Consider the following 13,215-nt stretch of genomic DNA (forward strand, 5'->3'; position numbering starts at 1 on the left):
TCGGGTGACTGGGCGTCGATCACCCGAAGAAGGCGCAAACCCAGAATGCGGTCAACGACATCGAGAACGTCCTGAAAACCGACCGGCGCTACGAGGGACTCTCCGACGAGATCAAGAAGAACCTGGCCAACGAGTACTTCTGGGGCAAGAAGCAAGGACGGGTCTGAGCAACCGGCCGGACCTCGACCCCCGCGGGTCCGGTCCGGCCACCGCTCGCAGCCGGCGCGAGATCACCAGCCGCATGGTGTCCGACGTGTCTTCTTCGAGCTTCGCGTCGCGCATCCACTGCTCGACGGGGAACTCGCGCGAGTAGCCCCAGCCGCCGAGGGCTTGCACGGCGCCCAGGTGTAGAACATTGCGGTCTCCAACGCCTGGAGTTGCGCCATGGCCCCGTTTTTCGTGGCGGGTTCGCCGGTATCGATGCGGCGGGCGGCGTTGAGGGTGAGCAGCCACGTGGACTCGACGGCGTCGACGTCGGCGGCACGTTCGTGATCGGCGCCGGTTCGCTGGTGCTCGGCCTGGTCGTGTTGCTGGTGTGCCGCCGGGTCTACCTCGCCTTCTTCCGCCGCGGAGGAGCGACGCGGAAGGCTTGGAGGAGGCCGAATCCTCTCGCGAGATCTTCGAGTACTACGCCATCGCAGGCCCGCTTCTGCATCGCAACCCGCACCCAGGCCGAGCCGATCATCGGCGACCCCGGTCCCAGGGCGTCTCCTTCACCGGCTCCGAACGCGCTGCTCCGCCGTGTCGCGCGGCGCCACCCTCCGCACCGGCGGCGCGCTCCAACCCCGACCTGAGCCTTGTGGCGAAGCCCTCGACGAAGTACCGTCGCCTCATTCGAGTTTAAGAAAGATCTTTCGGTATTTCGAATCGAAGGGACTCGGGGTCAATGGCGACAACGATGAGGGCCACCACGGCGATGGGCAGACGGCGGGTCGCCGTCGCGTGCATCATCGGGAACTTCCTGGAGTACTTCGACTTCGGCGTGTACGGGTTTCTCGCCGTGGCCATCGGGCACGAGTTCTTCCCCGGTGGGTCCAGTGCGGTGGGGCTGCTGAAGTCCCTGGCGGTGTTCGGGGTGGCGTTCGCGGTGCGGCCGCTGGGTGGCGTCGTGTTCGGGCTCATCGGGGACCGGGCCGGACGGAAGGTGTCGTTGTCGGCGAGTGTGGCGCTGATGGGCGTCGCGACGACGTTGATCGGGGTGCTGCCGTCGTACGCGACGATCGGGATCGCGGCGCCGGTGCTGCTGGTGTTGCTGCGGTGCCTGCAGGGGCTGGCCGTGGGCGGCGAGTGGGGTGCGAGCTCGGCCTACCTGATCGAGACGGCGCCGGCCGACCGGCGCGGGATCCCCGGCAGCTTCCCGTCCATGGCGGCGGCGCTGGGGCTCATCTTCGGCGCCCTGCTGTCGCTCGCCTTCCAGCTCTCCCTCAGCGCCGCGGCCCTCGACAGCTGGGGCTGGCGCGTGCCGTTCTTCGTCGCGGCGCCGCTGGCCGCCGTCGGCCTCTACGTCCGCCAGCGGCTGGAGGACACACCGATCTTCGAAGAGCTCGCGAAGAGCGACGCGCCGCGGGCCCGGCTGAAGGACGCGCTGCGCCGCGACCAGGCGAAGGCGATCTTCGTGACCTTCGGGTTCTCCTGGATCTGCGGGGTGGGCCTGTACTTCCTCGGCACCTACGTCGTGAACTACCTGACCGCGACCGCGCACGTCGGCGGCACCCGCGCGACCGTGCTGACCTCGATCGGGCTCGCCATCTACTGCGCGCTGTGCCCGCTCGCGGGCCGGCTGTCCGACCGGCTGGGCCGGCGCCGCACGCTGCTGTTCGGCTGCCTCGGCCACGTCGTGTTCGGCATCCCGGTGTTCATGGCGCTCGGGACCGGGTCGACGCCGGTCGTGATCGTCGCGCTGATCGTGTTCGCGATCTTCCAGGCACCGATCAACGCCAACACCTCGCTGGTGCTCATCGAGATGTTCCCGGCCTCGACGCGGCTCACCAGCGGGGCGCTCGGCTTCAACCTCGGCGTCGGCGCGCCGTCGGGCTTCGCGCCACTGGTCGCCGCGGCGCTGGTGGTGTCGACCGGGCTGAGCTACGCACCGGGCATCCTGCTGGTCGGCGTCGCGCTGATCTGCGGGCTGATCCTGCTGTTCTGGCTGCCGGAGACGGCCGGGCGCGACCTCACGCTCGACGTCGACGCAACCAAGTCCGGCCCCGCCCCGACGATCGCGGGCAAGGTGACCGAGGTCGTGTCGCCGTGATGCGAGCCGCAGTGCTGACGGCGCCGGACCGCTTCGAGGTGCACGACCGCCCGGTCCCCGAACCCACGGCCGACCAGCTGCTCGTGCGGGTGGCCGCGTGCGGGATCTGCGGCCACGACGTGCTGGCGCGCAAGGGTTTGCTGGCCGCCAAACCCGGCCAGGTGCTCGGGCACGAGATCGCCGGACGCGTCGAGGCCGTCGGTCCCGCCGGCGACACTTCGTGGCTGGGCCGCCGGGTCGCGCTCGTGCAGCGGTTCCCGTGCGGCACGTGCGCCGAGTGCGTGGCCGGGCACACCAACACCTGCCGCAGCGGCCCGGGCTTCTACGGCGAGGACCTGCCCGGCGGTTACGCCGAGTACGTCCTCGCCGGGCCGGTCAACGCGGTCGCCCTTCCCGACACCGTCGACGACGCCTCAGGCGCGATCCTTTCCTGTGCGCTGGGCACCGGACTGCATGCGCTGCGCCGCACCCGGGCCGCGGCAGGCGACGTCGTGCTCGTGACCGGCGCGAGCGGCGGCGTCGGTGTCCACACGGTACGGATCGCCGCCGCACTCGGCGCCACCGTGATCGCCCTGACGAGCAGTGACAGCAAAAGGCAAGCGCTACTGGACTCGGGCGCCCAGGCCGTGGTGACCGTCGCGGAAGGCGCACCGGCCGTGCGCGCGGCCGCCGCGGACCTTGGCCGCCCGCGCGGAGTCGACGTCGCGATCGAGACCACCGGCACCCCGACCTTCACGCTGTCGCTGAAAGCCTTGGCGCCGCACGGAAGGCTGGCCGTCGTCGGCAACACCGACCCCGGCGCCGTCGAAGTCCACTTGGGACTCATGATCCTCAAGGAGCTCGAAATCGTCGGCTCGGCCCACGCGAACCGCCGGGAGCTGCTCGACGTCGTCGACCTCGTCTCCAGCGGCAAGGTGACCCCCGTGCCGCCGCGGGTCTGGCCCCTCGACGACGTCGCCGCCGCCCACGCCGCCGTCGACTCCGGCGCGCTCGTCGGCCGGGCAGTGGTCCGGCCGTGACCGCCCCGCTGCACGGCATGACCGTGCTCGACCTGAGCCAGCAGCTGCCGGGACCATACGCGACCTTCCTGCTCGCGTCACTCGGCGCCGACGTCCTCAAGGTCGAGCCGCCCGCCGGCGACCCGGCCCGCCGCTTCGACCCGCCGATGTTCGAGCGCGTCAACGCCGGCAAGCGCAGCGTTTTCCTCGATTTGAAGTCGCCCGCCGACCGCGAGCGACTGCTGGAGCTGGCAGCCGGGTGCGCGGTGTTCGTCGAGGGCTTCCGCCCCGGCGTCACCGCCCGCCTCGGCTGCGACGAGAAGGCCGTGCGCGAGGTGCGCCCGGACGTCGTCTATTGCTCGATCAGCGGAATGGGCCAGACCGGACCGCTGGCGGGCCATCCCACGCACGACCTGTCGCTGCAGGCCATGGCCGGAATCCTCGGCGATGCGGGAGAGTCCGACCGCATCGGCGTGCCGTGGGTCGACCTCGGCACCGCCACCACGGCCGCACTCGCGATCACCGCGGCGTGGCACGCGGGCGGCGGCACCTTCCTCGACCTGGCGATGCTCGACGTCGCGACGGGCTGGAGCTCGGTCAAACCCCTCGCCGTCACGGAGCCGGAGGCGACCTACGGCGTCGTCGGGGCCACGGACGGCTTCGTCGCCCTCGCGCTGCTCGAAGACCACATGTGGCTCCGCCTGTGCACGGCGCTGGGCTGGCCCGCCGACCCGGCCCTGGCCACCTACGCCGACCGGCGCGGCCACGCGGCGGAGATCCGCGCGCGGCTGGAAACCGCGTTCGCGCAGTGCACCGTCGCGGAACTGATCGCGCTGGCCCACGAGCACGACCTGCCGCTCGGCCCCACCGACGCCACGGGCGATCCGGACACCGTCGCCCAGCTGCGCGCCCGGGGCCGCGACGGCAGCCCGGCCGCGCGCCACACCCCGTTGCCGCTCAACCTGATCACCCCGCAGGAGTCCTGACATGTCCCTCTCGCGCTTCCGCGGACCGGACCCGACACCGTGGCGCATCGGCGTGATCGACGGCCCGAACATGCCCAACCTCGGCCACCGCTCCGAGACCATCTACGGCCCGATCAAGTCCCTGGCCGACCTCCAAAAGCTCGTGGCCGAGATGGCCGGTGAGCTCGGCGTGTCCGTCGTCCCGTTCGCCTCCAACCACGAGGGCGAGATCCTCGACTTCATCCACCGCACCGCGCGCGAGGTCGACGGCTACGTCATCAACCCCGCCGGCCTCACCACCTACGGCGAAGCCACGCGCCACGCCCTCGACGACACGACCAAACCCGTCGTCGAATGCCATTTCGCCAACACCGCCCGGCACTTCGCCGAGGTGACGCCGCCGCAGCTCGTGCAGCAGTCGCGGTTCACCTACACCGCGACCGGCCTGGTCATGGGCCTGCGCCAGTACAGCTACCTCGGTGCGCTCCTGGCCCTGACCCTGGCGCTGGACGACGCGGATTTCCTCGCCGGCGGGACCCGCCGGCACTGATCACCCCGGCCGTCTCGCCACCGGCGACGGCCGGGGATCGGCTAGGCTTTTTGGCGGATGACCAGCGACGAAAGGCAGGGGTGCGTGGCAGCCGACACAGGAGCGGAACGGTTCTCGCGGGTGTTCGACACGCTCGAGCTGCTCGTCGGGCACCCGGAGGGCATGACGCTCACCGAGATCGTGAAACGGCTCGGGATGCCGGCGAGCAGCGCCCACAACCTGTTGCAGCGGATGGCCGCCACCGACGTCATCGTGGTCTCCGATGACCTGCGCTACTCGCTCGGCTCGCGCGCGGTGCGTCTGGGCATCCGCATCGTCGACGGCCTGGAGGTGCGTGACGTCGCCCGCCGCCCCCTGCAGGAGCTGACCCGCGCGACCGGCGAGGACGTCTACCTCGCGGTGCGCCTCGGCACGCGGGTGTCCTACATCGACCGGTTCCCCGGCACGCGCCCGATCGCGGTCGACATCCGGCTGGGCCAGTCGCTGTTCCTGCACGCCACGGCCGTCGGCAAGCTGTTCGCCGCGTTCCACCCGCCTCTGCACCGGCGGCTGATGGGTGAACCGCGGCCGCGGCTGACCGAGCACACGCTCACCGAAGAGGCCGATCTCGAGCGCGAGCTGGAGACGATCCGGCGCGCCGGCTACTCCGTGAGCCGCGAGGAAGCCATCCCCGGCGTCGTCGGCTACGGGTTCCCGATCCGCGACGCGTACGGCGAGATCACGGCCGCCATCCACATCTCGGTGCCGCTCGCGCAGATCGACGAGACACACGAGAAGCTGTTGCTGGACAAAGCTTTCGAGGCGGCCGCCTCGATCGAAGCCGACCTGGGCCGCAGCGGTGCGGACCTGTCGCGGCGCGGGCGCCGGGCCTAGCACCGCCTCAGTCGAGGCAGAACTCGTTGCCCTCGACGTCCTGCATCACCAGGCACGACTCGTTCTCCTCGTCGGCGACCAGCAACTGCTGGCGAACCGCGCCGAGCGCGACCAGGCGGGCGCATTCGGCTTCGAGGACGGCGACACGCTCCGCACCCACGAGCCCGGTGCCGACCCGCACGTCGAGGTGCACCCGGTTCTTGACGACCTTGCCTTCGGGCACGCGCTGGAAGTACATCCGCGGGCCGGCGCCGGTGGGATCACCGCACACGAACCCCGCGTCCTGTTTCTCCGGCGGCAGAGAGCGGGTGAACTCGTCCCAGGTCGCGAACCCGTCCGGCGGCGGCGGGACGACGTAGCCGAGCACCTCGCACCAGAACCGCGCGACGCGCTCCGGCGACGCGCAGTCGAAGGTGATCTGGACCTGCCTGACTGACCCCATCGGCCCACCCTAGCCCGGCGTCGTCTTCCCCCGCACGCGAAAACCGGTGGAGCGATGCCGCCGTGCGCCATTACCGTGCTGTCGAACCACGTTGCCCAGGAAAGGGCGTGCCGTTGTACACGCTGTGAGACCTCCCGAGAGCTGATTCGTCGCGCGTCGCGCCTGTGCGCCGCGCTGACTTTTGCTGCGGACTTCTCACAGAAACCGGTGTACTTCTGTGCTCACCCATTGGGTGGTCGAACCCACCCGTTTTCCCGTCCTGCTCCGTCGCTGCACGGCCTGCGGTCACGACCGTTTCCGCGCCAGTGGCAAATTCCGCGTCAACGCAAACCACAAGCTCCTCGACGCCTGGCTCCTCGTGCTCTGCTCCTCGTGCGGAGACACGGCGAAACTATCGGTCCTGGAGCGGGTCAACGTGCGCTCCGTCCGTCCCGAACTGCTGGAACGGTTGCACACCAACGATCTCGGCCTCGCCGCCGAGCTGCTCCAGGACCCGGTCGTGCTGCACCGCAACCACGTCGCCCTCGACTGGGCCGGCGCTTGGCGCCTCGACACCGGCGGATCGGATCACCTCGACCGTGAGGTGATCGACGTTTCGGTCCGCTTCGCCGCCCGGATTCCAGTCCGGCCGGTGCGCTTGATCGCCGACGGCTGCGCACTTTCGCGCGCCGAGGTCGAAAGGCTGCTCGCCGAAGGGAAACTCGTTTCGGCGGCCCGCCTGAGCGGCAAGCTCTCCGGCGACTTCACCTTCACGCTGTGTTGTCTGCCCCGGCTCCGCCGGGGCGGGCGACATCGCCTTTGAGCCGGTGTGGGGATCGAGCGGTCGGATCGGCCTGGCGGCCGATCGCACCGCTCAATCCCCACACCGGCGCGATCTCGCGGCGGTGTTCAGTACAAAACCCCCAGCCGGGTTCAGTCCAAAAACGCCCAGCCCGGGCGGCCCGACTTGCAGGTTTCGTAGGCCACGGGGTCGATGGTCTGGTAGATGCCGATCACCGTTTCGCCGTCGCAGGTGACGCGGCACAGGTGTTCGTCCAGACCACGCAGGCTGATGCGGGTGCGGGGGTTCGTGAGGTCGTAGGTCTCGCCCTCGGTCAGCTCCGGGCCGTCGTAGGAGCCCTGGTGGATGCCGCTTTCCGGGGTGCCGCCGTACATGCCGCAGCGCAGGAACGCCGTCTGCAGGCCGAGGTGCTCGTAGTGCAGCTGCTTGACCTCGCCGGTGCCGAGGCGGTAGTCGACGATGCCCTCGGCGAAGATGTCGGTGTCGGGGTCGAAGCGCAGCCGCCGCGTCGGTTTGGCCACGCGCGTCGCGCCGGGCCGGCTGTCGCCGAACGGGTAGTACACGCGGTCGCCCCACAGCGTCCAGTCGGAGAACGGCACGAACGCGTTGCCGGACACGCCCACGTGGAGCCGTCCGCCGAGCGACATCGCCGGCCCGCCCACGCCGCGGCCCGTGCCCCAGTGCCGGTCGCGGGTGCCCGCGGAGCCGGGGCCGAGCTCGACGCGGGTGCCGTCGACCTCGACCCAGCCCTCGACCGTGCCGAAGCCCTCGAACCCGGCGGTGACGTCGTTGCGCCGGCCCGGCGGCGTGCCGTGGGCCGAGTCGGACAGCGGCTCGCGGAACACCTGCCGGGTGGTGTCGCGGAAGGTCAGGTCGTAGCTGATGCCGTGCTCGTTGGGCTCGAGCACGTAGCGCCATTCCCGCAGGCCGCGGATGATCTCCGGGGCGATCGGGCCGATGCGCAGGTCGGCGCGGTCCACGCCGAGCGCGCGGAAGCTGCGCACGGAGGTGTGCCGGCCGCGGAAGTTGACGATGGCGTAGGCCTCGGCGCGGTCGAGGTTCGGGTAGAAGCTGCCGCCGGTCGCGACCATGACCTCGCCGGTCGGGTCGTGGCAGATCATCCAGTACCGCTCGTAGGCGCGCGGGTCGCCGGTCGCCATCACGCGGATCGGGTCCGGCGTCTGGTGGATGAGGTAATCGTCCAACGGGGACAGGGGGAACTGCTCGGCGAAGTGCTCGTCGCCGACGGTCAGGTCGCTCATCGCCACCTCCTCAGCTCGGGTCGGCTTCGATCCGACGGACCAGGTACTCGGTGATCTCCCGCCGGGCGGCGGTTCCGTCCGCGGTGTCGGGCAGGTTCGTGATCACGCGGGACAGCAGCGCTCGCAGCTCGGCGTTGCGCTGGGCGGCTTGAGCGACGTCGTAGCCGGCGGGTCCAGCCGCCGCGGGGATCCCGATGTCCTGCGCGTGGCGGGTCAGCAACTGCGCCATGGTGGCGTTGTCGTTGACGTAGAAGGGAAGCAGCTCGGACCACGAACGGCCGATCTGCTTCAGCAGCCGCCGCACGTTGGCCAGGTTCTCGCGGGAGTCCCGGCTCAGCTCGGGGTCGCCTGCGACTTCGTCCAGCAGGCGCTGCGCACCGTGCAGCTGGTCCTCGATGGTCGGGCGCACGTCAACTCCTTTCGGCGATCGCGGTCAGCAGGGTCTGCAGCACGCGTTGGGTCGGGCGGTACGGTTCGTCGCTGCGCTCGTCGAGGAAGGCCCGGAGCCCGCTGACCTGCATGACCACGGTTTTGAAGGTCGAGAAAACCACCCACCACTCCAGCGCCGTCTCGTCGACGTCGAGGCCGGTGGTCTCGCGATAGTGGCGGACGAGATCGTCGCGTTCCCACACGCCCTCGATGAGGTGCTCGCGGCGACGCAGGGGCTGCACGACCCAGCCGAGGTCTTCCAGCGGGTCGCCGAGGTGCGCAAGCTCCCAGTCGAGCAGCGCGGAAATGTGGTTGCCTTGCAGCAGGATGTTGCCGGGCTTGAAATCCGCGTGCACGAGCACGGTGCGCGGCGACGCGGGAGCGTGCTCGCGCAGCCACGCAACAGCAAGGTCCACTTCGGGCAGTGCTTCGAGCTGGTCCTGGCGCAACACGGTCTCCCAGCGGTTCAGCTCGGCCAGCGCTGCCTGTTCCCCCGGATCTTCGAGCACGGCGCCGAGGCCGGTCGAGCGCCAGTCGACAGAGTGGACTTGGGCCAGCAGTTCGCAGAACCGCCGGGCCAGGTCGGCGCGTTCGGCCGGCGGGCGGTCGCCGTTGACCACGCGGTAGTCGCAGTCGCCGGGTTCGCGGCGCATGATCAGCGACGGTTTGCCGAGCCACCGGCCGTCCGAGTCCAGCCAGCGGGCCTGCGGCGCCGGGAGCCCGCTCGGCTCCAGGGCGCGCAGGACGGCGAACTCCGTGCCGCGGTCGGTGTCGACCAGGCCGCCTTCGGGGTCGCGGCGCAGGATCAGCGGCTCGCGTTCGTCCGTGGCGGGATCGACGAGGTCGAACACCCAGTTCTCCCGCGAGCGGCCGACGCCGACGCGGGCCAGGTCGACGATCTTCGGGACCGAGCCGAGCTGCGCCGAGAGGAACTCGTGCAGCTGCTCGTCGAGCGTGCTGGTCATGGCGTCTCCCGCAGTGAGGAACGGTGGCCGGGGGCCGCGATGGCGATGAGGGCGTCGGCACGCTCGGTGAGGCTTTTGCCGCGCAGGTCGGCGATCCCGTGTTCGGTGACGACGACGTCCACATGGGACCGTGGTGTGGTGACGGCACCGGCGTGCAAGCCGCGCACGATGCGGGACCGGGTGCCCTCGCCCGTCGTGGCGGGGAGCATCACGACCGAACAGCCGTCCCGCGACTGCTGGGCCGCGCGCAGGTAGTCGGGCTGGCCGCCGATCCCGCCGACGTAGCCGGAGCCGAGCTCCTCCGCGTTGACCTGACCGGTGAGATCCACCTGCAGCGCGGAGTTCATCGCCACGAAGTGGTCGACGTCGGCGAACGCGCCCGGCCGCGACAGGTCCGAGACGGGCCGCACGAGCACCCCGGATTCGACCACCCAGTCGTAGAGCTCCGGGGAGCCGGCGGCCTCGCAGATCGTCACGGCGCCCGGCTCGTCGCTCAGCGCGCCGGAGCGGGCGAGGTCGAGCAGCCAGGAGCCGGCGAGCGTCGAGTGCACGCGCAGGTCGCGTCGGGACTCCAACGCCCGGCCGATCGCCGACGGCAGCGTGCCGACGCCGAGCTGGATCGTCGCGCCGTCGGGCACCAGGCCGGCGACGTGCCGCGCGATCGTTTCGTGCACCGGCCCGGTCGTGCCGGCCGTGATCGTCGGCATCGGCCGGGAGCTGAGCACGGTCGCCGTCAGCTGCGAGGAGTGCACGCGGGGCGCGCTCGTGTGCGGCAGGCGGTCGTTGACCTCGGCGACGACGGCGCGGGCACGGCCGAGCAGGTCGTAGGTGTAGTCGACGGACAGACCGAGGCTGTGGTGACCGGTCTCGTCGGCGCTCGACACCTGCAGCGCCACCACGATCTGCTCGGGGTTGCGGCTCGCGAGCGCGCGCGGGACGTCGCGGAAGTGACACGGGATCACGGAGACGGTGCCGTTCGCGGCGAGCCGGCCGAGCGGGCCCAGCGCGCCGAACGACACCAGCGGCAGCTCACGGGCGGCCGGGCCGGTGAGCGCGGTGCTGTGGCTGAGCCCGACGAACACCTCGACGTCGGGCGGGGCCGCCCGCACCAGCTGTTCGAGCAGGGGCGTCGGCTCGCCGGTGCCCTGCGCGACCACGACGAGGTCGCCGGGTTTCAGGACGCCGGTGAGCCAGCCCTCGTCCGCGGTCACAGGACGACCACCGGCGTGACCGGAGTGGCCGTCGAGCCGACGAGCGGGATCGGGGCGAAGACGAACAGGAACGTCGACCGCGATTCGGCCGCCAGCGCGTCACCGAGCCCGGCCAGCTCGAGGTTCTCCAGCAGCGGCACGCCGTGCTGGTGCAGGAGCAGCAGGTGCGCGGGGAACCCGCTGGTCGCCGACTGCTGCTCCACGGCGTAGTTGTCGGCGCCGACGAGCGCGACGTCGCGGTCGGCCAGCCAGCGCGCGGCTTCCTCCGTGATCCCGGGCTCGTCCGCGAAGTAGTCACCGCCGCGGCCTTGCGTTTCCAGCCAGCCGGTGCGGATCAGCACGGCGTCGCCGATTTCGGGCGTGACACCGGTTTCCGCGATGCCGCGGCGCAGCTCGTCGACCCCGACGGGGGCGCTCGGCTCCAGCGGGCCGCCGGTCGCGGCCACCAGGTCCACGAGCACCCCGCGCGTCACGACCGGGAGCAGCTTTTCGGCACCGCAGCGCTGGGCGCCGCGCGTGGTGCGCGTCGAGGCCTGCGAGTGTCCATTGTAGATCTCCTCGCCCGTCCACGCGTGGGACAGCGAGTCGACGTGGGTGCCGCTGTGCGTCGGGAACTGCACGGTGTCCTCGGCGAACCGGAAGCCGCCCGGCGAACGCGCACCCAGGGCGTAGTCGCCGGCGTCGCGGTTCATGAATCGCATCGGCCCCGGCCGGTGGCGCGGCGACGCGGTGGCCGGGCCGAGCGGCTGGGCGAGGCTGAGCGTCCGGCCCGACCGCACGAGCCCGGCCGCGCGGCGCGTGACGTCGGGGGTGACGAGGTTGAGGGCGCCGGCCTCGTCGCCGGTGCCCCAGCGGCCCCAGTTGCCCGTCATGGCGTGCCTGCTTTCAGCTTGTCCTGCACGAGTTTCTCCGCCTCGTCGCGCAACGTCCGGCGGACGAGCTTGCCGGTGCCGGTCTTCGGCAGCTGTTCGACGATCGCCACCGCCCACGGCACCTTGTACCCCGCGATGCGCTCCTTGCAGTGGGCGATCACGTCCTGCGCGGTGAGCTTTCCGCCGCGCGCCACGACGAACGCCACCACGACCTCGTCGCGGCTCGGGTGCGGCGCGCCGAGCACCACAGCCTCGGCCACCTCCGGATGGCCTGACAGGAAGCTCTCGACCTCGGCCGGGGAGACGTTGATGCCGGAGGTCTTGATCATGTCGGTGATCCGGCCGACGAACGAGACGGTGCCGTCGGCGTTGACCACTCCACGGTCGCCGGTGCGGAACCAGCCGTCGCCGGTGAAGGCGTCCGCGTTGGCTTCGTCGTCGTTGAGGTAGCCCGGCGTCAGGCGGCCGCGCACCTGCAGCTCCCCCGGCTCGCCCGCGGGCAGCAGCGCGCCGGTTTCCTGGTCGGCCACCCGGATCTCGACGCCGGTCAGCGGCTCGCCCTGCGTGCTCAGGCGCGTCCCGAGCGGCATGCGATGGTCGGTCACGCAGCAGTTGCCGTAGGTCTCGGTCGAGCCGTAGACGTTGCACATCTCGCTGATGCCCAGCTGCGTGATCGCGCGCTCGACTTCTTCGGGGCGGCCGATGGTCAGCCCGGTGCGCAACGAGTCCACCGCCCGCACGCGCTCCGCCGGTCCGTTGACGAGCGCGTCGACCATGGCGGGCAACAGGTACGCGGCCGTCACGCGCTCCGCCGCCATCAGCTCGGCCGCGATTCGGGGTTCGAACTGCTCCTGCAGCACGAAGCACGCCCGGTGCGTCATCGTGGCCATGAGCGCGTTGGCGCAGCCGAAACTCCAGAACAGCGGGGAGCCGAACCACACGCGGTCGTCGGCGGACAGGCCCATGCGCTCGCCGATGTGGAAGCCGTTGAGGATCAGGTCGCGATGGCACAGCGGGACGGCCTTGGGGTTCTTCGTCGAGCCCGAGGTGTAGAGCACGAAGGCGGGTTCGCCGGGATCGGCTTCCGCCGGGGTGGCCGGCGGCTTCGGCAGATCGGCCCACGCCAGCGCCCCGTCCGGCACGGCGTCGCCGAGCACGACGACGTGCCTCAGCTCCGGGAACACCTCCCCCGGTTTCCCCAGGTCCGGCACCAGCTTCCGCAGCTCGCCGACGAGGTCGTTGCCCCGTACCCGGTCCACCATCACCAGCACCGACGCTTTCGAGCTGGTCAGCAGGTACTCGATGTCGTAGGCCTTGACCCACGTGTTGAACGCGTCGACCCGCGCCCCGGCCGCCATCGCCCCGAACGCCACCGGCACCCACGCGGCATCGTTCGGCGCCAGCAGCGCGACGACGTCCCCTTCACCGACGCCGATCCCCTGCAACGCCCTGCGCGCGTCGTCCATCCGCTCGTTCAGCTGCGCGTACGTCAGCCGCACGCCGCCGACCACGAAGGCCTCCCGTTCCGGCACAGCCGCGGCACCCGCGCGCAGCAGGTCGGGCAGGGTCTCGGCAGCAGGCGTCGTGGTCATCGCGACATCATCGTCACTTTCGTA

Annotated in this window: 13 protein-coding genes; 6 read left to right on the plus strand and 7 right to left on the minus strand. The window is 71.1% G+C overall.

Annotation, left to right across the window (positions count from 1 at the left end; translation table 11 throughout):
* Positions 1-898 precede the first annotated feature (898 nt).
* The 5 genes from AB0H62_RS15355 to AB0H62_RS15375 all read left to right on the plus strand — a co-directional run bounded on the left by AB0H62_RS15355 (position 899) and on the right by AB0H62_RS15375 (position 5,637).
* A complete protein-coding gene (locus tag AB0H62_RS15355; RefSeq protein ID WP_220242345.1) occupies positions 899-2,251 on the plus strand; it encodes an MFS transporter in 1,353 nt (450 codons plus the stop codon).
* A complete protein-coding gene (locus tag AB0H62_RS15360; RefSeq protein ID WP_360586511.1) occupies positions 2,251-3,270 on the plus strand; it encodes an alcohol dehydrogenase catalytic domain-containing protein in 1,020 nt (339 codons plus the stop codon). The genes AB0H62_RS15355 and AB0H62_RS15360 overlap by 1 nt, the downstream gene beginning before the upstream one ends.
* On the plus strand, positions 3,267-4,235 hold the full coding sequence (locus AB0H62_RS15365) for a CoA transferase (protein WP_360586513.1): 969 nt from the start codon (positions 3,267-3,269) through the stop codon (positions 4,233-4,235). The genes AB0H62_RS15360 and AB0H62_RS15365 overlap by 4 nt, the downstream gene beginning before the upstream one ends.
* Position 4,236: 1 nt before the next feature.
* A complete protein-coding gene (locus AB0H62_RS15370; RefSeq protein ID WP_360586515.1) occupies positions 4,237-4,764 on the plus strand; it encodes a type II 3-dehydroquinate dehydratase in 528 nt (175 codons plus the stop codon).
* Positions 4,765-4,848: 84 nt separating this feature from the next.
* Complete coding sequence (locus AB0H62_RS15375) at positions 4,849-5,637, plus strand: IclR family transcriptional regulator (protein WP_220242348.1); 789 nt, start codon at positions 4,849-4,851, stop codon at positions 5,635-5,637.
* Between the two features lie 7 nt (positions 5,638-5,644).
* On the opposite strand, the gene AB0H62_RS15380 is transcribed toward AB0H62_RS15375, so the two are convergent.
* Entirely contained in the window at positions 5,645-6,079 is a 435-nt protein-coding gene (locus AB0H62_RS15380; protein WP_220242349.1) for a VOC family protein, read from the minus strand.
* A 232-nt stretch (positions 6,080-6,311) separates the two neighbouring features.
* Between AB0H62_RS15380 and AB0H62_RS15385 the strand changes: the two genes are divergently transcribed.
* Positions 6,312-6,881: a DUF1062 domain-containing protein gene (locus AB0H62_RS15385; RefSeq protein WP_360586518.1), complete on the plus strand. Its 570-nt coding sequence runs from the start codon at positions 6,312-6,314 to the stop codon at positions 6,879-6,881.
* Positions 6,882-6,991: 110 nt separating this feature from the next.
* Here the strand turns inward: AB0H62_RS15385 and AB0H62_RS15390 are convergent, their stop codons facing one another.
* Genes AB0H62_RS15390 through AB0H62_RS15415 form a run of 6 tightly spaced genes read right to left on the minus strand, consistent with a single transcriptional unit; the run spans position 6,992 to position 13,191 of the window.
* Positions 6,992-8,122: a hypothetical protein gene (locus AB0H62_RS15390; protein ID WP_220242350.1), complete on the minus strand. Its 1,131-nt coding sequence runs from the start codon at positions 8,120-8,122 to the stop codon at positions 6,992-6,994.
* 10 nt (positions 8,123-8,132) lie between these two features.
* The gene (locus AB0H62_RS15395) at positions 8,133-8,531 is read right to left on the minus strand and encodes a hypothetical protein (protein ID WP_360586520.1); all 399 of its coding nucleotides are present in this window, start codon (positions 8,529-8,531) and stop codon (positions 8,133-8,135) included.
* Between the two features lies 1 nt (position 8,532).
* Positions 8,533-9,516: a phosphotransferase family protein gene (locus AB0H62_RS15400; protein ID WP_360586522.1), complete on the minus strand. Its 984-nt coding sequence runs from the start codon at positions 9,514-9,516 to the stop codon at positions 8,533-8,535.
* The gene (locus AB0H62_RS15405; protein ID WP_220242353.1) at positions 9,513-10,727 is read right to left on the minus strand and encodes an acetyl-CoA hydrolase/transferase C-terminal domain-containing protein; all 1,215 of its coding nucleotides are present in this window, start codon (positions 10,725-10,727) and stop codon (positions 9,513-9,515) included. Before AB0H62_RS15405 ends, AB0H62_RS15400 begins: the two co-directional genes overlap by 4 nt.
* Entirely contained in the window at positions 10,724-11,599 is an 876-nt protein-coding gene (locus AB0H62_RS15410; protein ID WP_220242354.1) for a cyclase family protein, read from the minus strand. Before AB0H62_RS15410 ends, AB0H62_RS15405 begins: the two co-directional genes overlap by 4 nt.
* Positions 11,596-13,191 carry a class I adenylate-forming enzyme family protein gene (locus AB0H62_RS15415; protein ID WP_360586524.1) on the minus strand — a complete coding sequence of 532 codons (1,596 nt, stop codon included), beginning with the start codon at positions 13,189-13,191 and terminating at the stop codon, positions 11,596-11,598. Before AB0H62_RS15415 ends, AB0H62_RS15410 begins: the two co-directional genes overlap by 4 nt.
* Between the last annotated feature and the right edge of the window lie 24 nt (positions 13,192-13,215).

This window comes from Amycolatopsis sp. NPDC050768 (assembly GCF_040654155.1).
Taxonomy (GTDB): domain Bacteria; phylum Actinomycetota; class Actinomycetes; order Mycobacteriales; family Pseudonocardiaceae; genus Amycolatopsis.

Coding starts and splice junctions, on each gene's coding strand:
- AB0H62_RS15380 (WP_220242349.1), bottom strand. CDS start 6,079: ATGGGGTCAGTCAGGCAGGTCCAGATCACCTTCGACTGCGCGTCGCCG.
- AB0H62_RS15355 (WP_220242345.1), top strand. CDS start 899: ATGAGGGCCACCACGGCGATGGGCAGACGGCGGGTCGCCGTCGCGTGC.
- AB0H62_RS15390 (WP_220242350.1), bottom strand. CDS start 8,122: ATGAGCGACCTGACCGTCGGCGACGAGCACTTCGCCGAGCAGTTCCCC.
- AB0H62_RS15370 (WP_360586515.1), top strand. CDS start 4,237: ATGTCCCTCTCGCGCTTCCGCGGACCGGACCCGACACCGTGGCGCATC.
- AB0H62_RS15400 (WP_360586522.1), bottom strand. CDS start 9,516: ATGACCAGCACGCTCGACGAGCAGCTGCACGAGTTCCTCTCGGCGCAG.
- AB0H62_RS15360 (WP_360586511.1), top strand. CDS start 2,251: ATGCGAGCCGCAGTGCTGACGGCGCCGGACCGCTTCGAGGTGCACGAC.
- AB0H62_RS15415 (WP_360586524.1), bottom strand. CDS start 13,191: ATGACCACGACGCCTGCTGCCGAGACCCTGCCCGACCTGCTGCGCGCG.
- AB0H62_RS15410 (WP_220242354.1), bottom strand. CDS start 11,599: ATGACGGGCAACTGGGGCCGCTGGGGCACCGGCGACGAGGCCGGCGCC.